Genomic DNA, 21,056 nt, shown 5'->3' with positions numbered 1-21,056 from the left:
GGTTCAGTCGCGTGGGTCGTGCGGGTCGAGCCCGAACAGCGGGAAGGCGGTCTTGCGGGCCGCCGCGATCGCCCGGTCCACCGCGCTCGGCTCCCCCGTCGGCTGCCACGGCTCGTACGCCGGGTCGACGTCGTCGGTCATCCGCAACGGGATCTGCCGGCCCGGCCGGCGCGCGGCGGCCAGCTCCCGCCACGCCGGCGGGGTCAGCGTCGCCGGGTCGACCGGGTCGCCGGCGGCCACCGCGAGCAGGTGCGTCCAGGCCCGGGGCACCACCTCCACCAACGCGTACCCGCCGCCGCCGGTGGCCACCCAGCGACCCTCGCACAACTCGTCGGCGAGCGCCCGCAGGGCCAGGTAGGTGGCGCGCTGCCCGTCCACGGAGAGGTTCAGGTCGGCCAGCGGATCGAGGCGGTGCCCGTCCGCGCCGCACTGGGTCACCAGCACCTGCGGCCGGAACGCGCGCAGCACCGACGGCACCACCGCGTGGAAGGCGCGCTGCCAGCCGGCGTCGTCCACGCCCGGCGGCAGCGGGAGGTTCACGGCGCTGCCCTGGGCGCCCGGCCCGCCCGTCTCGTCGGGGAAGCCGGTGCCCGGGAAGAGCGCCAGCGGTGTCTCGTGCACGCTGACCGTGAGCACCCGCGGGTCGTTCCAGAAGACCTGCTGCACCCCGTCGCCGTGGTGCACGTCCACGTCCACGTACGCGACGCGCTCGGCGCCCAGGTCGAGCAGGCGGGCGATCGCCACCGCCGGGTCGTTGTAGACGCAGAACCCGGCCGCGCGGGCCGGCATGGCGTGGTGCAGGCCGCCGGCCACGTTGACCGCCCGCCGGGCCTCGCCCCGCCAGACCGCCTCGGCCGCCGCCACCGTGGCGCCGGCCACGAGCGCGCTGGACTCGTGCATCCCCTCGAAGACCGGGTTGTCGGAGGTGCCCAGCCCGAAACCGGCGAAGAGCGGGTCGCGGGGGGCGACCTTCACCGCGGCGAGGTAGCACGGGTCGTGCACCCTGCTCAGCAGCGCGTCGTCGGCCGGCTCCGGCTTGACCAGCCGCACCCCGGGACGGGCGAGGACGCCCAACTCCCGGGCCAGGGCGAACGTCAACTCCACCCGTACCGGGTCGAGGGGATGATCCCCCATGTCGTAGGCGAGCAGGGACTCGTCCCACACCACCACCGTGTCGTCGGACATGGCCCCATCGTCGCACGCGCAGCCGGGCGGGCCCGCGCACGCGCTGCCCAGCCGCCGGGTGTCGCCCGACGCAGTTCCCCGCTCAGCCGCCGGGTGCCGTCGGTGCCCCCCCCCCCCCGCTCCTCGCTCAGCCGGTCGGGGTCGGCCCCGTCGCCACCGGGCGGTCCGGGTCGGCGACCCAGTTGCTCCACGACCCGACGTAGAGGGCGGCGTCCGGGCGGCCGGCCAGGTGCAGCGCGAACACCGCCTGCGCCGCCGTCACCCCCGACCCGCAGTACGCCCCCACCGGCCGGTCCTCGCCCACCCCGGCGGCGGCGAACCGCTCGCGCAGCGCCTCGGCGGCCGGGAACCGGCCCTCGGCGACGTACTCGCCGGCGGGCAGGTTCACCGCGCCGGGCACGTGCCCGGCGACCGGGTCGATCGGCTCGGTCTCGCCCCGGTAGCGGGGTGCGGCGCGCACGTCGAGCAGGACACCGTCGTCGGCCGCGGCCAGCCGGGCCGCCCCCGCCGCGTCGAGCACCGGCAGCGCGCCGGGACGCACCTCGACGTCGCCCGGCTGCGGGGTCGGCACCGTCGTGCTGACGGGCAGCCCGGCGGCCTGCCACGCCGGGAAGCCGCCGTGCAGCAGCCGTACCGGCCGGTGGCCCGCCCAGCGCAGGGTCCACCAGGCACGGGCGGCGGCCATGCCGTCGCCGCCGTCGTACACCACCACGGGGTGACCGGCGCGGACGCCGGCGGCCCGCAGCGCGGCCTGGAGGGCGGCGGGGTCGGGCAGCGGGTGGCGGCCGGCGGGGCCGGGCGGGCCGCAGAGCGCGGTGTCCAGGTCGACGAAGACCGCGCCGGGCAGGTGACCGGCGGCATGGTCCTCCCGCCCCGGCGGGCCGACGAGCCGCCAGCGGACGTCGAGCAGCGTGGGCGGGTCTGCCTGGCCGAGTTCGACCGCGAGCCGACCGGCCTCGACAATGAGATCATCGGAGGCGGGCATGGCGTCCAGTCAACACCATCCCGGCGCGGACCTGGCGGTTCGCCGTGGGTCGTTCGGTGAACGCCGAGGTAGCATCGTTGGCCGGAGGTCCGCTGACGTGAAGCATGATCTGGTCGACACGACCGAGATGTACCTCAAGACCATCCTCGAGCTGGAGGAGGAGGGGGTTCCGCCGCTGCGTGCCCGCATCGCCGAGCGGCTGGGGCAGAGCGGGCCGACCGTCAGCCAGACCGTCGCCCGGATGGAGCGCGACGGCCTGCTGACCGTCGAGGGCGACCGCCACCTGGCGCTGACCCCGCACGGCCGCAGCAACGCGGTCTCCGTGATGCGCAAGCACCGCCTCGCCGAGCTGCTGCTGGTCAACGTGATCGGGATGCCCTACGAGGAGGCCCACGAGGAGGCCTGCCGGTGGGAGCACGTGATGAGCGACGCCGTCGAGAAGCGGGTCTACGACCTGCTCAACCGGCCGACCCGCTCCCCCTACGGCAACCCGATCCCGGGGCTGGACCAGCTGGGCACGCCGGAGCAGACGACCGCCGCCCCGATCGAGGGCGAGCGCAACCTGGCGTTCCCGGGGCTGTCGGGGCCCGTCGTGGTGCGACGCATCTGCGAGAGCGTGCAGACCGACGCGGACGTGCTCCGGCAGCTGCACGCCGCCGGCGTCGACCCGGGCGCGACCGTCACGGTGGCGCAGGAACGCGACGGGGTGTCGATCGACCGCTCCGGTGACCGCATCAGGTTGCCGCGCGAGATCGCCTCCCGCGTCTTCGTCGCCGCGCACTGATCCGTTCCGGGCACGTCGCTTCCTCGGCCGGCTCGGGCCGGACGCAGGGCGCACCGGCCGACGCGCGGGCGGCGGCCCGGGGCCGGAGTCAGAGCGCCCGGACGTCGAGTTGCCCGGCCAGCGTGACGAGCGCCTCCGTGAGCCGCTCGGCGTCGGCCTTGGCCGTGTCGCGGGCGGTGGCGTAGCGCAGGGTGACGAGGCGGGCCTCGGCGGCCAGCCAACCCACCTCCGCGACCGGCCCGGCGCCGCCCTTGGCCGAGACGGTCCGCCGGTACGCCCGTTGGCCGAGCCCGGGCACCTTGGCCGCCCTCTCCGGCACCACGTCGGCGGTGAAGGTCGCCGCGTCGATCGACGTCCGCGTGACGGTCAGCGTCAGCTCCGGTAGGGCGTCCTGACCCGCGCGCACCACGCAGGTGTGGCTGTCGCCGGTCGCGCTGGCCGCCGCGACGTCGAAGCGGACGCCGGCGTGCTGCTCGATGACGCCGAAGTCCAGCAGGCGGCACGCCCCGCCGGAGGAGGCGGCGGCCACGTCGACCGCGACCGGTGCGGGAGGCGGTACGGCCACCGGCTCGGCCTCCGCGCCGCAGCCGGCCACCACCAGCACCGCCACCCCGGCACCCAGCATCCGCCCGCGCACGCTCACTCCTCCGCTGTCCACTCCGACGCGCCCGCCGGAAACCGTACGATGTGGCCCGGCCGGGCGGTAGCCCTCAAATGGACTCCCTCAGTCGTCGACGTACGGGCAGTGTCGGCAGCCGCGCCCGCAGCAGGTGCCGCGCCGGGCCAGGAAACCCGCGCTGAGCACGAACAGCCCGGTGGCCGGGTCGAGGTAGCCCGCCCCGCCGGCGGTCAGGGCGGCGGCGTGCGCGGCGAGGATCCGCTCCCGGTCCGGGTGCTGCGGCGGCAGGCGGGACGGGTGCGGCTCGGTCAGCGGCCGGTCCGCCAGCGGTCGTCGCTCTCCGGTCACCGGCGCAGTCTAGAGACGTGCTCGGCCTGCCCGGGCGGGGCGCCGGGCCACCGTCGGGTCCCGCAGGTCGCGGCACTGCGGATGGTCGACAGGGCACGGCTCGCTGCCGTCGACCAGCCGGGCCAGCGCGCGCCGCCCGTACGGGGATCGGATAACCAGTGGCGTCGATCCGGGCGGCGCCGGCAGGCTGACCGGATGGACCACGGACGGGCCGGGCGCCCGCGAGCCGCGTCGGATCCCACCAGGTCGCCGGCCTCCCCACGGCGATCACCGGCCCGCACCGGAAGCCCGGCGTGACGCAACAGGCGGCCAGGCCCGCCGCAGGTGCCGCCCCGAAACGACCCTCGCTGCTGCGCAGCCGCAACTTCGGGCTGCTCCTGGCCGGGCAGACGGTCAGCGAACTGGGCACCCGGGTCTCCAACGTGGCGGTGCCGCTGCTCGCCGTCGGCACACTCGACGCCAGCGTCTTCCAGGTGGCGCTGCTGACGGCGCTCGCCTGGCTGCCGTACCTCATCTTCTCCCTGCCCGCGGGCGTCCTCGCCGACCGCGTCGACCAGCGGCGGCTGATGGTCGCCTGCGACCTGGGCCGGGCCGGGCTGCTGCTGTCGGTGCCGGTGGTCGCCCTGGTCGGCCAGCTCACCCTCGGCTTCCTGTACGCGGTGGTCGGGCTCTCCGGCGTGCTCACCGTCCTGTTCACGGTGGCCTACAAGAGCATGCTGCCGAGACTGGTGCCGCCGGAGCGCCTCGTGGACGCCAACGCGAAGCTCACCGTCGGCCAGGACTCCGCCGAACTCGTCGGCCCGACGATCGGCGGCGTGCTGGTCGGGCTGGTCGGCGCCGCGAGGACGCTCGTCGTCACCGCCGTCGCCTTCGCCGTGAGCGGGTTGACCCTGCTGCTGATCCGGGAGGTGCCGACCGGGCCCGCGCCCCGGCGCGACCGTGTCCCGCTGCGGGTGGAGATGACCGAGGGGCTGGGCTTCATCCGCCGCCAGCCGATCCTGCGCAGCATCCTCGCCTGCACCACCACCTCGAACTTCTTCGTCATGGCGTCCGGCTCGATCGAGGTGGTCTTCCTGCTCAAGGAGCTGCACGCCACGCCGGCGCTGGTCGGGCTGGTCTTCTCGGTGAGCGCCGTGGGCGGCCTGGTCGTCGGCGCGTTCGCCGACCGGTTGACCGCGTGGCTCGGCTCGGCCCGGGTGATCTGGGTGGCGATGGCCGCCCCGGGCCCGCTCTACCTGCTGATGCCCCTGGCGCAGCCCGGCTGGGGCGTGCTGCTCTACGGCGTCGGCCTGGCCGCGTTCTCCGCCAACGCGGTGCTCTACAACGTGGCCGCCATGACGTACCGGCAGCGGATCACGCCACCGGCTCTGCTGGGGCGGGTGAACGCGGCGTTCCTCTGGGTCTGCTTCGGGGTGATCCCGCTCGGCGCGCTCACCGGCGGCGCCCTCGCCAGCCAGTTCGGGTTGCGGCCGGCGCTGTGGATCTGCGTGCTCGGCACGTGGAGCGCCGCGCTCTTCGTCGTCTTCTCGCCGCTGCGGCGGATGCGGGACATGCCGGCGGCCTGACCGGGTGAGCCCCGGGCACCGGCCGGCCCTCGTGGGCACGGAAGCACGTTGGCTTTCCGATCCGCCCGGCCTATGGTGGCTGCATGTGTTCGACCGGTCAGCGCAGCAGCACCGCCGTCATGGTGACGGCGGCGTCCGCTGCTGCCTGCCGGTGCGCCCTGCGGGTGACCGTGGCGACCCGGGTGGTGCGATCCGCAGTCGCACCGTCGTGCGCCGGCTCGGTCGCCTCCCGACTGCCGAGCCCCGCCGGACGTAGCCCTCCGTGGACCGGTCGCAACTCTCGCGAACGGCCACCAGGGCGAAGCTATCCAGCTTCGGCCCTTTTTCTTTTTCCGCAAGAAGGAGCTACGCCATGACCACGCCCACCCAGTCCACCGAGCAGAAGTGGCTCGACGACCTGCGGACGACACTGACCAACGACTTCGAGGCGCAGACCGTCCGGCTGACGCAGCTCACCGCCGACACCGGCGACCCGGGCGAGGCGCACACCCAGAGCGCGCTGATCGCCGCCACCCGGCAGAGCATCGAGCAGATCAGCGGGGCGCTTCGCCGCCTCGCCGAGGGCCGCTACGGCATCTGCGAGCGGTGCTCCGCCGCGATCCCCCGGGAGCGCCTGGAGGTGCTGCCGCACGCCCGCTTCTGCGTGCCCTGCCAGCAGAAGCAGCACTGACGTACGCGGGGCTGCCGTGCCGGAGGACGGCACGGCAGCCCGGCCGGGTCAGCCGAACCAGGTCATCGCCTGCCCGTGCGAGCGCGTCCAGGCGAGTGGCCGGCCATCCAGCGCGAGCACGTTGTACGACGCCCCGTCCGGCGGTTCCGGCAGCGCGTCGAGAGGCAGCACGCCCGGAGACTCGTTGGAGATCCAGTGGCCGGGCAGGCGGCGTACCGCGTCCGTGAACGCCGCCCGGCGCGGTGCCGGCACCTGGTAGAGCACGGAGGTGTGGAACACCACCAGCGTCGCGCCCGCCGGCGCCCGCGCGGCCAGCGCGGGCAGGTCGTCCACCAGGTCGCCGCGCACGAGCAGCGGCGGCTCGGCCACGGCGACGGCCGCAGCGGCCCGCAGCCGGGCGCGGCGATGTGTGTGCTCCGGCCAGATGAGGGCGTCGAGCCAGGCGACGTCCGCCGGCTCGGTCACCCGCAGCGGATTCAGGTCCAGGCCGGCCCGCCACACCACCTCCGGCAGCCGGTCGGGCGGGGCCATACCGGTGGCGGCGCATCCGAAGGCCGGGTCGCCCGCGCCGAGCGCGTGGTCGTTGTAGCGGTAGGCGTACCGGTCGGGGTAGAGGCAGAGCCCGGCGGACGCGCCGACCTCCAGCAACGCCAGCGGCTGCGGTAACGCGGCGAGCACGGGCAGCAGTACGGCACACCGCCCGGGCTCGTTCGTCTGGGTCGCCCGGCTGCGCAGTTCCGCCTCGATCGCCGGCCAGTTCGCCAGCGCGAAGTCGTGGAAGGCCGCCGGGTCGTCGACCGGGCCGCCGAGCAGCCGTACGACGCCGAACAGCAGGTTCGGCTGCCGCTTTCCTGGCGGGAGCGCACCGATCAGTGCGAGCACCTCTTCGTCGCGGGAGACGGCGAGGGACAGGCGTTCGTAGGTCGGGGAAACGCCGCGCGCCTCACGGGTGCCGAACTCGACGTAGCTCTCGGCGATCGTCATGTTCCGATGGTCGCAGTCGACGCCTCACGGTGTTCGCCCCCCGTGACGCGGCTTTCGGCCCGCCGAGATCTCCTCCAGGTGCTGGAGCTGGTGCTGCCGCACCATCGCGTCCCAGGCCTCCTGGTCGTAGTCCGGGTCCGGCGGGATCCACTTGTGGGAGCCGTCGCTGTAGTGGAAGCGCTCGTCGCCGCGCCGGATGACGCTCACCGCACCCACCCCAGGAAGCGCCGGTGCAGCAGCCCGGCGGGCACCCAGGTCAGGTCCTCGGCGGCCCAGACCAGGTAGGACCCCATGAAGAGGGACAGCGACACCGGCGCGCCCTCGAACTCGGCGTGCAGTTCCCTGCGCCGCGTCCCGCACGACCAAGGGGCGTCGCAGCCGCCACAGGTCCACAGGGGTAGGACGGGGCCGTGGGTGGTCACGACTGCTCCTCCCCCGGCCAATGGCCTCGACGAATCGGGGTGCGGTGCCGGGCCCGGCAGGGCAGCTCCGACCCGCATCGGCAGACGCGACGCCAGAGTCGCCAGGACCAGACCGGGCGGTGCCGACGGGCCAGGGTGAGCGCCACTGCCAGCAGATAACCGTCGTACGACACGCGCTTGGGCACCTGACCTCCCGGGATCCGTCGTCCCGCTGTCACCAGCGGACCCCGCTACACCACACACCACCTCCTTTTGGGTTGTCAATCTGTAAGTGACGATCGCAAAGAGAATGTCGCACTTACCTTCAGGCCGTGAAGCGACCCCGCTTGTACGGGCCTGGCGAGTTGGCCGCCCTGTTCGGCGTGTCGCGTCAGCGGGTCCTACAAATCACCCGTAGGCCTGGCTTCCCGGAACCCATCGCCCGCTTGATCGGGACGACTGTCTGGGACGCGGACGAGGTGGACGAGTGGGCCCGGCACAATCGCCCGCCCCGCCCGACCGACGGCGACGAGGACCGCTGACGAGACGCCGCGCGCGGACACGGCGACGTCCAGGCACATCGCGAAGGTAGCTGGCGCCGACGTCGGGACAGCCGCGATCTGGGTTCCGGCCGTGATGCTGCGAGCGAGTCCTCGGCCGTCGTTGCCGATGTCCTGCTTGGTGTCGGCCGCATCTGCCCCGTCCCAGTCGAGGCGCAGTGGATCCAGATCGGCGTGCTAACCACTCGGACACAGGAAGACAGGCGTCCAACAACGAACAAGGTGGGCCGGCGGATGTCCGCCGGCCCACCTTTGTCACTCGTACGTCAGCTGCAGCCGCTGGTGGAGCCGCAGCCCTCGCAGACGTAGCAGCTACCGGCGGGGCGCATCTTCGTACCGCAGGTGAAGCAGAGCGGCGCGTCGGCGGCCTTGCCGATCACGGCCTCCAGCAACTCGGTGCTGGAGCCCACGGGCGGCGCCGGCTTGGCGGCGGCGACGGCGGCGGTCTCCTGCGCCGGCTGGGCGATCGGGCCGGTCTTCGGCTCGGCCGGCGCTTCGACCGGGGCGGAGGCGGCCATCGCGGTGAGGTCCGCACCGCTCGCCTCCGCCTCCGCCTCGGCCCGGAGCTGGGCGGCCCGCTCGCTGGCGGTGAAGATGCCCAGTTCCGCGCGGCGCTCGTACGGCAGGAAGTCCAGCGCCAGGCGACGGAAGATGTAGTCCATCACCGAGGCGGCCATCCGCACGTCCGGGTCGTCGGTCATGCCGGCCGGCTCGAAGCGCATGTTGGTGAACTTGCTGACGTACGTCTCCAGCGGGACGCCGTACTGGAGACCGATGGAGATGGCCACCGAGAAGGCGTCCATCACGCCGGCCAGGGTGGAGCCCTGCTTCGACATCTTGAGGAAGACCTCGCCGAGGCCATCGTCCGGGTAGGACGAGGCGGTGAGGTAGCCCTCGGCGCCACCGACGGAGAAGCTGACCGTCTGGGACGGGCGCTTCTTCGGCAGCCGCTTGCGCACCGGGCGGTACTCGACGACCTTCTCGACGACCTTCTCCACCTCGGCCGGGGCCTCCGTGGTCGCGACGGCCTTGTTGGGCTTGGCGACCGACAGCGGCTGGCCGACCTTGCAGTTGTCGCGGTAGATCGCCAGCGCCTTGAGGCCGAGCTTCCAGCCCTCGAAGTAGATCTTCTCGACGTCCTCGACGGTCGCCTGCTCCGGCATGTTGACCGTCTTGGAGATGGCGCCGGAGATGAACGGCTGGACGGCCGCCATCATCCGCACGTGGCCCATGGGGGCGATCGAGCGCTCGCCCATCGCGCAGTCGAAGACGGGGTAGTGCTCCGGCTTCAGGCCGGGGGCGTCGACCACGTGGCCGTGGTCGGCGATGTGCTCGACGATCGCCTCGACCTGCTCCTCGGGGTAGCCGAGGCTGCGCAGGGCGCGCGGCACGGTCTGGTTGACGATCTGCATCGAGCCGCCGCCGACCAGCTTCTTGAACTTGACCAGCGCCAGGTCCGGCTCGACGCCGGTGGTGTCGCAGTCCATCATCAGGCCGATGGTGCCGGTCGGGGCGAGCACGCTGGCCTGCGAGTTGCGCCAGCCGAACTTGTCACCGATCTTGTTGCCCTGGGTCCACTGCTTCGTGGCCTCGCGGACGATCGCGGTGGCCACGGTGCCCGACGGCTTGATCTCGTCGTTGGCGGCGGCGTGCTTGCGCATGACCCGCTTGTGCGGCTCGGCGTTGCGGGCGTAGCCGTCGTACGCGCCGACGACGCCGGCCAGCTCGGCGGAGCGGCGGTACGCGGTGCCGGTCATCAGCGAGGTGATCGCCGCGGCGACCGAGCGGCCCTGCTCCGAGTCGTACGGCAGGCCGGAGGCCATCAGCAGGGCGCCCAGGTTGGCGTAGCCGATGCCGAGCTGCCGGTAGGCGCGGGTGGTCTCGCCGATCTTCTCGGTCGGGAAGTCGGCGAAGCAGATCGAGATGTCCATCGCGGTGATGACGAACTCGACGGAGCGGACGAACTTCTCCACCTCGAAGCCGCCGTCGGCGCGGAGGAACTTCATCAGGTTGAGCGAGGCCAGGTTGCACGAGGAGTTGTCCAGGTGCAGGTACTCCGAGCACGGGTTCGACGCGGTGATCCGCCCGGTCTCCGGGCAGGTGTGCCAGTCGTTGATCGTGTCGTCGTACTGCAGGCCGGGGTCGGCGCACTCCCAGGCGGCGTGGGAGATGGTGCGGAACAGGTTCTTGGCGTCGATGGTCTCGATCACCGCGCCGTCGAGCCGGCCGCGCAGGTCGAAGCTGCCGCCGTTCTCCACGGCGGTCATGAACTCGTCGGAGACCCGGACGGAGTTGTTGGCGTTCTGGTACTGCACGCTGACGATGTCGGCGCCGCCGAGGTCCATGTCGAACCCGGCGTCGCGCAGCGCGCGGATCTTGTCCTCCTCGCGCGCCTTGGTGACCACGAACTCCTGGATGTCCGGGTGGTCCACGTCGAGGATGACCATCTTCGCCGCGCGCCGGGTGGCGCCGCCGGACTTGATGGTGCCGGCGGAGGCGTCGGCGCCGCGCATGAAGCTGACCGGGCCGGAGGCGTTGCCGCCGGAGGAGAGCAGCTCGCGGGAGGAGCGGATCCGGGACAGGTTGACGCCGGAGCCGGAGCCGCCCTTGAAGATCAGCCCCTCCTCCTTGTACCAGTCGAGGATGGAGTCCATCGAGTCGTCGACGGCCAGGATGAAGCAGGCGCTGACCTGCTGCGGCGAGGGCGTGCCGACGTTGAACCAGACCGGCGAGTTGAAGCTGAACACCTGGTGCAGCAGCATCCAGGTCAGCTCGTGGGCGAAGACCTCGGCGTCGGCCGGGCCGGCGAAGTAGCCGTACTCCTCACCCGCCGTGCGGTAGGTGGTGACCACCCGGTCGATCAGCTGCCGCAGCGACCACTCCCGCTCCGGGGTGCCCACGGCGCCCCGGAAGTACTTGGTGGTCACGATGTTCGCCGCGTTGACGCTCCACGACTCGGGGAACTCGACGCCGCGCTGCTCGAAGTTGACCGAGCCGTCCCGCCAGTTGGTCATGACGACGTCGCGGCGCTCCCAGGCGACCTCGTCGTAGGGGTGCACCCCCTCGGTCGTCCAGACCCGCTCGATCTTGAGCCCCGCGCCGGCCTTGTTGCGTGCCCTGCTGGTTGTCACACCGTCCCCCGACATCTCATCCGCCCCCTCGTCCGCACGGCCAACCGCCGCCCGATCCGACTGTCAACAAACTGCGAAGAATTCAACTGGTACGGCCGGCGGCCCCGGCCGCGTCGGCCCCGGCGCCCTCCCGGGCGCGCGCGGCGGCCCGCAGCGTCTCGATCTCGCGCTCGAAGTCGGCGAGCGAGTCGAACGACCGGTAGACGCTGGCGAACCGCATGTAGGCGACCTCGTCCAGGTCCCGTAGCGGGCCCAGGATGGCCAGCCCCACCTCGTGGCTGGGGATCTCGGCGGCCCCCTTGGCCCGGACGGTCTCCTCGACCTTCTGCGCGAGCAGCGCGAGCGAGTCGTCGTCCACGGGCCGGCCCTGGCACGCCTTGCGCACCCCGCCGACGATCTTCGTACGGCTGAACGGCTCGGTCACCCCGCTGCGCTTGACGACCGCGAGGACCGCCTCCTCCACCGTGGTGAACCGCTTGCCGCACTCCGGGCAGGACCGCCGCCGGCGGATCAACTGGCCGTCGTCGGCCTCCCGCGAGTCGACCACCCGGGAGTCGGCGTGCCGGCAGTACGGACACCGCATCGCACCCGACCTCCTTCGTCGATCGCGGGCCCGCCGACCGCTTCCCGGGCACGCGTGAGCGCGACGGAGCCATCTGTCGATGGTCTTCGCCGTGTCGACGGTGCCGGAGTGCGGTCGGTAGTCGAACCCAACCTGTAGGCGACTTACGCCCGTGTGACTACTACATCTAGGGGTCGACCGTAGGCCGCTGCGGATCGGAGGTCAAGTTGGCCGGCGTGTCCGGCGCGTCACCCTGACTCCGGGGCCGACCAGCACGCCGCCCGCCGCTGGACCAACCGCGCGACGCCCCCGGGGGTTACCGGTCCGACCGTCGCGAAACGGCCGACGATCGGGCGAAAGTCGAACACCCGTTCGATCCGACGTACCATTTATCAGAACACGAGTACGAGCGGACCGATTTTTCATCCCGACACGCCGAGCAAGGTCGTACAGATGTTTGAAAATGACCGATCTCACCTATACGGTCTTGAAGAACCGGGCGCGGAATCCTCCGTCCACCGGTCAGCTCGCACACCGCAGCACCGCACGCACCACGAGCCGCCAAGGCACCCAGCGCCGACCAGGGAGGACGGACGTGACCGAGGATCGGGCCAGCCGGCCGAAGAGCCCGCAGCAGATCACCGAGGCGGGCCCGCCAGCCACCCGACGCCGGGGCGCCGCGCGCAGCCGGACCGGGCAGCCGGCCGTACGCCCGGTCACCCCGGTGGTCAGCGCCTTCCCCGACCCCGCGACGGTGGATCTCACCGCCCGGCAGCGCCGGATCCTGGAGTTCATCCGCACCTGGGTCGAGCGGCACGGCTACCCGCCGAGCGTGCGCGAGATCGGCGAGGCCGTCGGCCTGGTCTCCCCGTCCAGCGTCGCCTACCAGCTCAAGGAGCTGGAGAAGAAGGGCTTCCTGCGCCGCGACCCCAACCGGCCGCGCGCCGTGGACGTCCGGGCGCCCGCCGACGTCGACGACGAGCTGGCCCGCTCGCAGCGCCCCGCCCCGGCCTACGTGCCGATGCTGGGCCGGATCGCGGCCGGTGGCCCGATCCTGGCCGAGCAGGCCGTCGAGGACATCTTCCCCCTCCCCCGCGAGCTGGTGGGCGAGGGCGAGGTCTTCATGCTCCAGGTCAAGGGCGACTCGATGCTCGACGCGGCCATCTGCGACGGCGACTGGGTCGTGGTCCGGCAGCAGCCGACGGCCGAGGCCGGCGACATCGTCGCCGCCATGCTCGACGGCGAGGCGACCGTGAAGACCTACCGCCGCCGCGACGGGCACGTCTGGCTCATGCCGCAGAACCCGGCCTTCGACCCGATCCCCGGTGACGACGCCACCATCATGGGCCGGGTCGTCGCGGTGCTGCGCCGCATCTGATCCGCACCACCACACCGGGTGGCCGCCGCCGGCGGTCACCGTCGGTCCCCTCACCGCCGACGGTCCCTCAGGACCGTCGGTCCGGCGGAATTCAGTAGCGATCGCCCCGGTAGCCCCGGCCGCCTCCGGGCACGTGCCCGTAGCCGCGACCGTCCTCGGGGCCGTCGTCGCGCCGGCGGACCGGCCGCTGGCCACGGGGATCCGGCTCGCCACCCCGACGCGGCGGCTCCGCCCGGCCACCACCGTAGACGCCACCGCCCGGCTGGCCCCCGCCACCGTAGACACCGCCACCGGGGCGACCGCCCTCCTGGCGTCCGCCACGGCCACCTTGCCGGCCCCCGCCGCCCTGGCGGTCACCCGCGCCACCGCCCTGGCGGCGACCACCGGGTGGCGGTCCGCCCAGGCCGGGCGGCGGCCCGTCGACGGGCGGACGGCCGCCGCCGTAGACACCGCCGCCGGCAGCCGGACGGGCTCCGCCGTAGACGCCGCCACCAGCCGGACGGGCACCGCCGTGCCCCCCGCCGCCGGACGGCGGACGGCCACCGCGCCCACCGGCAGGGCCGCCGTAGACCGCCCCTGCCGGCGCACCGCCGTAGACGCCGCGCCCCCGGTCGCCCGGCGCCACGAAGTCGTCGTCCGCCGGAGCACGCCGGTCGTCGCCGAGGGCGTCGTCGCGCTCCGGACCGCCGTCGCGGACGGGCGCCGGCCTGCGCCGGGCCCGGAGGATGCCGAAGACACCGGCCGCCACCATCAGCGCGCCGATCACCCCCACTGCCGCGATCAGGTACGTGATGTCGCTCAGGCTCAGGCCGTCGACCCACGACTGGCCGGCCTTCTTCGGCGTCTCGCCCCCGCCGGCCACCGGCTTCGCGCCCTCCGTGGAGGGGGTGTAGCCGAGGATGTCGATCGGGGCGTCCTCGTCGAGCTGGCCGCCGTCGGAGACGGTGAGGAAGGTCTTGCCGTCGGGGCTGTAGGTGATCGCCTCACCGAACGGGTCGGCGAGCGCCGTCACCCGGGGCTTGCCGCCGGTGAGGGCGGCCAGCACGTTGCCGTCGGTGACGTCGTACTCGAAGGCGTCAGCGTAGGTGCGCACCACGACCCGGGCGCCGTCCGGTGAGCGGGCCGCACCCGTGATCGCCACGCGGCCGGGAGCGCCGAGACGGTTGTCCGTGTCGGTCTCCGGCAGGCTGATCTCGCCGACCTTCTTCATCGGCACGGGCGGCGTGTCCCCGCTCTTCATCTTCTCGGTCGGGGAGAAGATCTGGGCCTTGCCGGACATCACCTTGGTGATGATCAACGGGGCGCCGTCGTCGCCGATCAGCAGCGCCTCGGCGTCGTGCGGCTTGCCCTCCGGGTAGGAGAGGCGGTGCAGCACCGGCCGCTTCGACCCGTCGACCGGCATGCTCCACAGCGCCACCCGCTCACGACGCTCACGGCTGGTGACGTTGTCGCCGGTGTCGGCGATCCACACGGTCTTGCCGTCCGGCGAGAGAGCGAGATCCTCCGTGTCGAACGGGCCCTGCCCGGAGTAGCGGACCGGCTCCTTCGAGATTCCGCACTTGGCGTCGAGGAAGAAGACCCGCTTGCGGCTCTCCACCTCGGTGCCGTCGTTGATCACGATGTAGCCGCTCTTGGTGGCCACCAGGCCCGACAGCTCCCGCAGCCGCTCGTCGGTGACCGTGCACCGCTTCTTGCCCGGGGCGGCCGCGAGCGAGGACGCGGCCGAGGCCGGTGCCGCAGCCAGGGCGACTCCGGTACACGCCACGGTCGCCCCCAGCAAGCCGAGGACGACCGTGACCGAAGAAACAGCGCGGCGCATTGAATCAGTGTCGCATGCCGGGCGTTTCCGACGTGTGACGCCGGGAGCGCGTCACCGGGCGCCCGCTACCGCCGGATCCTCCTCCGCCCGGAACGGCGCCAACTCGGCGGCGAGCGCCTCGCCGACCCGTACGTGCACCAGGGTGCCCTCCGGCAGGTGGGAGGTGCTCAGCACCTCGCCCTGGCGGTGCACCCGGGCCACCAGGTCGCCCCGGTCGTACGGCAGCACCGCGCGGACCTCCACCGCGGGGCGGGGCAGCCGCGCCTCGACGGCCTCGCGCAGCCCGTCGATGCCGCGACCCGTGTGCGCGGAGACGAAGACCGCCTCCGGCCAGAGCCGCTTGAGCCGCAGCAGCGTCTCCTCGTCGGCCGCGTCGGTCTTGTTGACCACCAGCAGCTCGGGCAGCCGGTCGGCACCCACCTCGGCGAGCACCTCGTGGACCGCCCGGACCTGCTCCTCCGGGTCCGGGTGGGTGCCGTCGACGACGTGCACCACCAGGTCGGCCTCGGCGACCTCCTCCAGCGTCGAGCGGAACGCCTCGACGATCTGGTGCGGCAGGTGCCGGACGAACCCCACCGTGTCGGAGAGGGTGTAAAGCCGCCCGTCGGCCGTGGTGGCCTTGCGGGTGGTCGGGTCGAGGGTGGCGAAGAGGGCGTTCTCCACCAGCACGCCCGCCCCGGTCAGCCGGTTGAGCAGGCTCGACTTGCCGGCGTTGGTGTAGCCGGCGATGGCCACGGCCGGCACGGCGTTGCGGGAACGCCGGGCGCGCTTGGTCTGGCGTACCGTCTTCATGCCCTTGATCTCCCGGCGCAGCCGGGCGATGCGGTGGCGGATCCGGCGCCGGTCGGTCTCCAGCTTCGTCTCACCGGGACCGCGCAGACCCACGCCGCCGCCGGCGCCACCGCCGCGACCGCTACCACCGGTCTGCCGCGAGAGGGTCTCACCCCAACCGCGCAGGCGCGGCAGCAGGTATTCGAGCTGGGCCAGCTCGACCTGCGCCTTGCCCTCCTTGCTCTTGGCGTGCTGGGCGAAGATGTCGAGGATCAGCGCGGTGCGGTCGACCACCTTGACCTTGGTGCGCTGCTCCAGGTTGCGTAGCTGCGACGGCGACAGCTCACCGTCGCAGATCACCGTGTCGGCGCCCGTGGAGAGCACCACCGAGCCGAGGTCGTCGACCTTGCCCCGGCCGACGTAGGTGGCGGGGTCCGGGCGGTTACGCCGCTGGATCAGCCCTTCGAGCACCTGCGAGCCGGCGGTCTCCGCCAGCGCAGCCAGCTCGGTGAGGGAGTTCTCGGCGTCGCTCTGCGTGCCCTCGGTCCAGACGCCGACGAGGACGACGCGCTCCAGGCGCAGCTGGCGGTATTCGACCTCGGTGATGTCCGCGAGTTCGGTGGAGAGGCCGGGGACCCGCCGCAGCGCCTGCCGCTCCGACAGCTCGAACTCACCGGTGGTGGCGTCGAGCTCGTCGTCCTCGTAGGGAAGTAGGGTCTCCTGGTTGTGCAAGCCGGTCTCCTGTCCGTTCTGTCACGTACCGAGCAATCCTGACATGTGCCAACGCGGAACGCACCCGCTATATGCCCGCTCGAACGGGCCACAAAAGTGGGGGCGGATGCCGGAGGGGACGGCCGGGGCGAGTAGAAATGCGGGGCGAGCCGTTCAGCGTCGACGGAGGGATCCCGTGGCCATCACCCGACTTCCAAGTGCCGGATTCTCGATCACGATTCGGATCGCCGTGCCGGCGGACGCGTCCTCGATCGGCCGGCTGACCACATCCGTGGGTGAGGCCGGGGCGATCGTCACCGCGCTCGACGTGGTGGACTCCGACCCGACCCACGTGCTCGTCGACCTGACCTGCGACACCGCCGACGCCAGCCACGCCGACCAGGTGGTCGACGCGTTGACCGCGCTGGACGGCGTGGACGTGCGCAAGGTGTCCGACCGGACCTTCCTGCTGCACCTCGGCGGCAAGATCGAGGTCAGCTCGAAGGTGGCGCTGCGCAACCGCGACGAGCTGTCCCGGGCGTACACCCCGGGGGTGGCGCGGGTCTGCATGGCGATCGCGGAGAACCCCGCCGACGCCCGCCGGCTGACCATAAAGCGCAACACCGTCGCCGTGGTCAGCGACGGCTCCGCCGTGCTGGGCCTGGGCAACCTCGGGCCGGCGGCGTCGCTGCCGGTGATGGAGGGCAAGGCGGCGCTGTTCAAGCGCTTCGGTGGGGTGGACGCCTGGCCGGTCGTGCTCGACACCCAGGACACCGACGAGATCGTGCAGATCGTCAAGGCCATTGCCCCGGCGTACGGCGGGATCAACCTGGAGGACATCGCGGCGCCGCGCTGCTTCGAGATCGAGGCGCGGCTGCGCGAGGCGCTGGACATCCCGGTCTTCCACGACGACCAGCACGGCACCGCGATCTGCGTGCTGGCCGCGCTCACCAACGCGCTGCGCGTCGTGGGCAAGCAGCTCGCGGACGTCCGGGTCGTGGTCTCGGGCGCGGGCGCAGCCGGCACCGCGATCATGAAGCTGCTGCTCCGCCAGGGCGTCGGCGACATCATCGCGTACGACCGCCAGGGCGCCCTGCACCGCGGCCAGAGCGGGCTCAACCCGGCGTGGCAGTGGCTGGCCGAGAACACCAACCGGGAGAACTACTCCGGCGACCTGGCCGGGGCGGTACGCGGCGCGGACGTCTTCATCGGGGTCAGCGCGCCGAACCTGCTCACCGGCGACGACATCGCCACGATGGCCAAGGACTCGATCGTCTTCGCCCTGGCCAACCCGGACCCGGAGGTCGACCCGCGGGAGGCGCGCAAGTACGCCGCCGTGGTCGCCACCGGCCGCTCCGACCAGCCGAACCAGATCAACAACGTGCTCGCCTTCCCGGGCGTGTTCCGGGGCATGCTGGACGCGCACGCCGAGGAGTTCACCGAGGAGATGGCCATCGCGGCGGCCCGGGCCATCGCGGACGTGGTCGGCGAAGACAAGATCAACCCGACGGTGATCGTGCCCAGCGTCTTCGACTCCCGGGTCTCCCCGGCGGTCGCCGCGGCGGTCCGCGCCGCCGCCCAGAACCCGGCCCCGGCCCCCGCCGCCGACCCCGGCCCCGCCGACCTCCCCGAGATCGCCGCCGAAGCCAGCGCCACCCCCTGACCCACACCCACCCACCCCGCGCCTCCCCCGCCCCGCCCCCGTCGATCATGAAGTTGTTGCCCTCGGAAACGCTCTCCAGGGCAGTAACTTCATGATCGACGGGGAGGGTGGGGTGGGTGACCGGCAGCAGACTCGCAGGACGGCGTTTCGGCCGTTGCCGGTTCTCGCAATTCGTCCGCCCTGCCGGATGCGGGTTCCGCCGGGGGCAGGTCGCGTCACCGCTCGCCGTCTGTGAGGCGGCCCTGATCGTTGGCGGTCGAGCTCGTCGACACGCCGCCGGTCGAGCAGCTCAACTGTCAACGATCAGGGGACGGGTGGGGGCGGAGAGGTGGGGTCAGGCGGGGGGTGGGGGGTCAGGGCGGTGGGGTCGAGGGTGCCGGTGGCTACCAGGGTGGCCGGGCCGGCCAGCCAGCAGGAGTCCTCCGTCACCGTGACCGAGAGGCGTCCGCCCGGGACGTCCACCGCCAGTACGCCGGTGTCCCGCCCGGCGTCGCGCAGGGCCACCGCGGCCACCGCGCAGGCGCCCGTACCGCAGGAGAGGGTCTCGGCGGAGCCGCGCTCGTACACGCGCATGAGCACGTGGCCGTCGGTGTCGTCGACGGGCTCGCCGGGCGCCGTGAACTCCACGTTCACCCCGGCGGGGAAGACCGTCGCGTCGACCTCGGGGGCCCGGGTGAGGTCGAGCGCGCTCAGTTCCAGCCCGGACGGCAGCGCGCAGACCAGGTGCGGGTTGCCCACGTCCACCGCCGTACCGGGCAGCGTCAGCCCGCCGAGGGTGGCCGTCGCCGTGTCGTACAGCCGGGGGCGGCGCATCTCGACGGCGATGGCGTCGGCCGTGACCAGCGCGCGCACGACGCCGGCCCGGGTCGCCACGGGCAGCGCCCCCTCCGCCGGCTCGGCCAGCCCGGAGGCGACCAGGTAGCGGACGAAGACCCGGGCGCCGTTGCCGCACATCTCCGCGAACGACCCGTCGGCGTTCCAGTAGTCCATGAACCACTCGGCCTCGCCGGCCAATCCGGCGCCCTCCGGGTGCGCGGCCGCCCGGACCACCCGCAGCACGCCGTCGCCGCCCAACCCGCGCCGGCGGTCGCAGAGGGCCGCGACCAGCCCGGGTGTCAGGTCGAGCCGGTTGTCCGGATCGGGGAGGATGACGAAGTCGTTGCCGGTGCCGTGGCCCTTGGTGAACTGCACGCCCCCATCATTCCGCAAGAGCGGGCAGCAGACGCAGGGCGGCAGTCACCAGGTCCGGCGCGGCCGAGTCCAACCAGTGGATGCGCGGGTCGCGGCGGAACCAGGAGCGCTGCCGCCGCACGAAGCGCCGGGTGGCCCGCACGGTCTCGTCGTGCGCCTCGGCCTCCGTCAGCTCCCCGGCGAGGAGCCGCAGCACCTGCTGGTAGCCGAGCGCGCGGCTGGCCGTACGCCCCTCGGGCAGGCCCTGCCCGACGAGGTCCCGCGTCTCGGCGACCAGCCCGTCGGCCCACATCCGGTCCACCCGCAGGGCGATCCGCTCGTCCAGCAGCGCGGTGTCCAGGTCCACCCCGAGCTGCACGGACGGGTAGTACGGGGTCGGTTCGGGCAACGCGGCCGTGAACGGCGCCCCGGTCAGCTCGATGACCTCCAGGGCCCGCACGATCCGCCGCCCGTTGCCGGGCAGGATCCCCGTCGCGGCGGCCGGGTCGGCCTCGCGCAGCCGGGCGTACAGGGGCGCGGGGCCGAGCGCGGCGAGCTCCCGTTCCAGCCGCTCGCGCACCGCCGGGTCGGTGCCGGGGAACTCGAAGCGCTCCAGCACCGCCCGCACGTAGAGCCCGGAGCCGCCGACCAGCAGCGGCACCCGGCCCCGGGCCAGGACGTCGTCGACGGCGGCGCGGGCCAGCCGCTGGTACTCCGCGACGCTCGCCGGCTCGGTGACGTCCCAGATGTCCAGCAGGTGGTGCGGCACCCCCTCGCGCTCGGCCGGGGTGAGTTTGGCGGTGCCGATGTCCATGCCCCGGTAGAGCTGCATCGAGTCGGCGTTGACGACCTCGCCGTCGAGGGCGTGCGCGAGCGCGATGCTCAGCGCCGACTTGCCGGCCGCCGTCGGCCCGACCACGGCGACGACCGTCCCGGCGGGCGGGCGGGCGGTCACGCCGGCGCCCAGGAGGAGACGAGGTAGGCGACGCCGTAGGGCGCCGAGTGGTGGCGCAGCTCGCCGCGCCAGTCGCCGCCGGTCGCGCGGACCGCGCCGGCCAGCACCTGCCAGGGCGCGCGCCCGGCGACCTTGAGCTGCGCCGACAGGGCCGGGTCCAGGCCGAGCAGGGCCTCGGCGTCCGCGTCGGCCAGGGCGCGGGCGACCCCGTCGTCGTACGCCTCGGCGCGCGGGTCGTCGTAGCCGGGCGACTTCGGGCCCCGGCAGGCCGACCCGTCCCCCGCCACCAGCAGCGCGGTGCGCGGCTCCGTCGCCGCGCCGAGCGCCGCACCCAGCTCGGCGCACTGCGCCGGGGAGGCATCGGCCGCGACGGACCGGGCCAGCCGGGGCAGCTCGGTGCGGGAGCGCCCGAGCAGCCACGCGCCGATGGTCAGGCTCAGCGGCAGCCGCTCGCCGCCGGCGCAGTTCACCTTCCACAGCCGCACCTGCCGGTCGAGGCCGTACGGCCGCAGCGAGCCGTGGTCGGCCGCGTGGAAACGGGTGGTCTCCGGACCACCGCCGACGAGGACGACCACCTCGGGGTCGGCGGCGAGCAGCCCGGCGACCGCGGCGTCGCAGGCGGCACGGAGCTCGTCCAGCTCGGGCGCGGCGGCGCCCGCCAACTCGGGGACGATCAGCGGCGGATGGGGGCAGACGGCGGCGGCGACCAGGGGCACCAGGCAACGGTATCGGCACGACGGCGCCCACCACCCCGCACCCGGCCCGGGAACGCCCGGCACGTCGCAAACGCCGCAC

The 21,056-nt window shown here is 73.4% G+C and carries 20 protein-coding genes; 6 read left to right on the top strand and 14 right to left on the bottom strand.

What is annotated here, in order from left to right:
- Positions 1 to 3: 3 nt before the first annotated feature.
- Positions 4 to 1,185 carry an acetoin utilization protein AcuC gene (locus CLT72_RS30595; RefSeq protein WP_101414709.1) on the bottom strand — a complete coding sequence of 394 codons (1,182 nt, stop codon included), beginning with the start codon at positions 1,183 to 1,185 and terminating at the stop codon, positions 4 to 6.
- Positions 1,186 to 1,312: 127 nt separating this feature from the next.
- On the bottom strand, positions 1,313 to 2,170 hold the full coding sequence (locus CLT72_RS30590; protein ID WP_101414708.1) for a sulfurtransferase: 858 nt from the start codon (positions 2,168 to 2,170) through the stop codon (positions 1,313 to 1,315).
- Positions 2,171 to 2,267: 97 nt separating this feature from the next.
- On the opposite strand from CLT72_RS30590, the gene CLT72_RS30585 reads away from it, so the two are divergent.
- Complete coding sequence (locus tag CLT72_RS30585) at positions 2,268 to 2,954, top strand: iron-dependent transcriptional repressor DtxR (RefSeq protein ID WP_089001407.1); 687 nt, start codon at positions 2,268 to 2,270, stop codon at positions 2,952 to 2,954.
- 88 nt (positions 2,955 to 3,042) lie between these two features.
- On the opposite strand, the gene CLT72_RS30580 is transcribed toward CLT72_RS30585, so the two are convergent.
- Entirely contained in the window at positions 3,043 to 3,591 is a 549-nt protein-coding gene (locus CLT72_RS30580; protein WP_101414707.1) for a hypothetical protein, read from the bottom strand.
- An 87-nt stretch (positions 3,592 to 3,678) separates the two neighbouring features.
- Positions 3,679 to 3,921 carry a DUF5522 domain-containing protein gene (locus tag CLT72_RS30575; RefSeq protein WP_101414706.1) on the bottom strand — a complete coding sequence of 81 codons (243 nt, stop codon included), beginning with the start codon at positions 3,919 to 3,921 and terminating at the stop codon, positions 3,679 to 3,681.
- Positions 3,922 to 4,214: 293 nt separating this feature from the next.
- Between CLT72_RS30575 and CLT72_RS30570 the strand changes: the two genes are divergently transcribed.
- Positions 4,215 to 5,486, top strand: a complete 1,272-nt coding sequence (locus CLT72_RS30570; RefSeq protein ID WP_101414705.1) for an MFS transporter — start codon at positions 4,215 to 4,217, stop codon at positions 5,484 to 5,486.
- Between the two features lie 352 nt (positions 5,487 to 5,838).
- Complete coding sequence (locus tag CLT72_RS30565) at positions 5,839 to 6,156, top strand: TraR/DksA family transcriptional regulator (RefSeq protein ID WP_101414704.1); 318 nt, start codon at positions 5,839 to 5,841, stop codon at positions 6,154 to 6,156.
- 48 nt (positions 6,157 to 6,204) lie between these two features.
- Here the strand turns inward: CLT72_RS30565 and CLT72_RS30560 are convergent, their stop codons facing one another.
- Genes CLT72_RS30560 through CLT72_RS30550 form a run of 3 tightly spaced genes read right to left on the bottom strand, consistent with a single transcriptional unit; the run spans position 6,205 to position 7,562 of the window.
- A complete protein-coding gene (locus tag CLT72_RS30560) occupies positions 6,205 to 7,140 on the bottom strand; it encodes a DUF2332 domain-containing protein (RefSeq protein ID WP_101414703.1) in 936 nt (311 codons plus the stop codon).
- A 24-nt stretch (positions 7,141 to 7,164) separates the two neighbouring features.
- A complete protein-coding gene (locus CLT72_RS30555; protein ID WP_101414702.1) occupies positions 7,165 to 7,347 on the bottom strand; it encodes a hypothetical protein in 183 nt (60 codons plus the stop codon).
- On the bottom strand, positions 7,344 to 7,562 hold the full coding sequence (locus tag CLT72_RS30550) for a hypothetical protein (RefSeq protein ID WP_101414701.1): 219 nt from the start codon (positions 7,560 to 7,562) through the stop codon (positions 7,344 to 7,346). Before CLT72_RS30550 ends, CLT72_RS30555 begins: the two co-directional genes overlap by 4 nt.
- 311 nt (positions 7,563 to 7,873) lie before the next feature.
- Between CLT72_RS30550 and CLT72_RS30540 the strand changes: the two genes are divergently transcribed.
- On the top strand, positions 7,874 to 8,083 hold the full coding sequence (locus tag CLT72_RS30540) for a DNA-binding protein (RefSeq protein WP_101414699.1): 210 nt from the start codon (positions 7,874 to 7,876) through the stop codon (positions 8,081 to 8,083).
- Positions 8,084 to 8,367: 284 nt separating this feature from the next.
- Here CLT72_RS30540 and CLT72_RS30535 read toward each other — a convergent pair whose 3' ends face one another.
- Positions 8,368 to 11,247 (bottom strand): vitamin B12-dependent ribonucleotide reductase, encoded by a 2,880-nt coding sequence (locus CLT72_RS30535; protein WP_101414698.1) that lies wholly within the window; start codon positions 11,245 to 11,247, stop codon positions 8,368 to 8,370.
- Between the two features lie 67 nt (positions 11,248 to 11,314).
- Entirely contained in the window at positions 11,315 to 11,815 is a 501-nt protein-coding gene (gene nrdR, locus CLT72_RS30530; protein WP_101414697.1) for a transcriptional regulator NrdR, read from the bottom strand.
- A 574-nt stretch (positions 11,816 to 12,389) separates the two neighbouring features.
- On the opposite strand from nrdR, the gene lexA reads away from it, so the two are divergent.
- Positions 12,390 to 13,172 carry a transcriptional repressor LexA gene (gene lexA / locus CLT72_RS30525; RefSeq protein WP_101414696.1) on the top strand — a complete coding sequence of 261 codons (783 nt, stop codon included), beginning with the start codon at positions 12,390 to 12,392 and terminating at the stop codon, positions 13,170 to 13,172.
- A 91-nt stretch (positions 13,173 to 13,263) separates the two neighbouring features.
- Here lexA and CLT72_RS32070 read toward each other — a convergent pair whose 3' ends face one another.
- Positions 13,264 to 14,991, bottom strand: a complete 1,728-nt coding sequence (locus CLT72_RS32070) for a hypothetical protein (protein WP_101414695.1) — start codon at positions 14,989 to 14,991, stop codon at positions 13,264 to 13,266.
- Positions 14,992 to 15,042: 51 nt separating this feature from the next.
- A complete protein-coding gene (gene hflX, locus CLT72_RS30515) occupies positions 15,043 to 16,494 on the bottom strand; it encodes a GTPase HflX (RefSeq protein WP_101414694.1) in 1,452 nt (483 codons plus the stop codon).
- Positions 16,495 to 16,669: 175 nt separating this feature from the next.
- Between hflX and CLT72_RS30510 the strand changes: the two genes are divergently transcribed.
- On the top strand, positions 16,670 to 18,136 hold the full coding sequence (locus CLT72_RS30510; protein ID WP_101414693.1) for an NAD-dependent malic enzyme: 1,467 nt from the start codon (positions 16,670 to 16,672) through the stop codon (positions 18,134 to 18,136).
- 303 nt (positions 18,137 to 18,439) lie between these two features.
- Here the strand turns inward: CLT72_RS30510 and dapF are convergent, their stop codons facing one another.
- The 3 genes from dapF to CLT72_RS30495 are packed head-to-tail and all read right to left on the bottom strand — an operon-like array spanning position 18,440 to position 20,977.
- Positions 18,440 to 19,327, bottom strand: coding sequence for a diaminopimelate epimerase (gene dapF / locus CLT72_RS30505; RefSeq protein ID WP_101414692.1), 888 nt, complete (start codon positions 19,325 to 19,327; stop codon positions 18,440 to 18,442).
- Between the two features lie 7 nt (positions 19,328 to 19,334).
- Positions 19,335 to 20,261 (bottom strand): tRNA (adenosine(37)-N6)-dimethylallyltransferase MiaA, encoded by a 927-nt coding sequence (gene miaA, locus CLT72_RS30500; RefSeq protein ID WP_101414691.1) that lies wholly within the window; start codon positions 20,259 to 20,261, stop codon positions 19,335 to 19,337.
- On the bottom strand, positions 20,258 to 20,977 hold the full coding sequence (locus CLT72_RS30495) for a class III extradiol ring-cleavage dioxygenase family protein (RefSeq protein WP_101414690.1): 720 nt from the start codon (positions 20,975 to 20,977) through the stop codon (positions 20,258 to 20,260). Before CLT72_RS30495 ends, miaA begins: the two co-directional genes overlap by 4 nt.
- Between the last annotated feature and the right edge of the window lie 79 nt (positions 20,978 to 21,056).

The sequence above is a fragment of the Micromonospora sp. CNZ309 genome (assembly GCF_002846525.1).
The sequence above is the reverse complement of the archived record's forward strand: the minus strand, read 5'-3'. Positions and strand labels throughout refer to the sequence as shown.

Bases quoted from the DNA above. Each gene is read 5' to 3' on its own strand.
- CLT72_RS30595 (WP_101414709.1), bottom strand. From the start codon at position 1,185: ATGTCCGACGACACGGTGGTGGTGTGGGACGAGTCCCTGCTCGCCTAC.
- CLT72_RS30590 (WP_101414708.1), bottom strand. From the start codon at position 2,170: ATGCCCGCCTCCGATGATCTCATTGTCGAGGCCGGTCGGCTCGCGGTC.
- CLT72_RS30565 (WP_101414704.1), top strand. From the start codon at position 5,839: ATGACCACGCCCACCCAGTCCACCGAGCAGAAGTGGCTCGACGACCTG.
- CLT72_RS30560 (WP_101414703.1), bottom strand. From the start codon at position 7,140: ATGACGATCGCCGAGAGCTACGTCGAGTTCGGCACCCGTGAGGCGCGC.
- CLT72_RS30535 (WP_101414698.1), bottom strand. From the start codon at position 11,247: ATGTCGGGGGACGGTGTGACAACCAGCAGGGCACGCAACAAGGCCGGC.
- nrdR (WP_101414697.1), bottom strand. From the start codon at position 11,815: ATGCGGTGTCCGTACTGCCGGCACGCCGACTCCCGGGTGGTCGACTCG.
- CLT72_RS32070 (WP_101414695.1), bottom strand. From the start codon at position 14,991: ATGCGCCGCGCTGTTTCTTCGGTCACGGTCGTCCTCGGCTTGCTGGGG.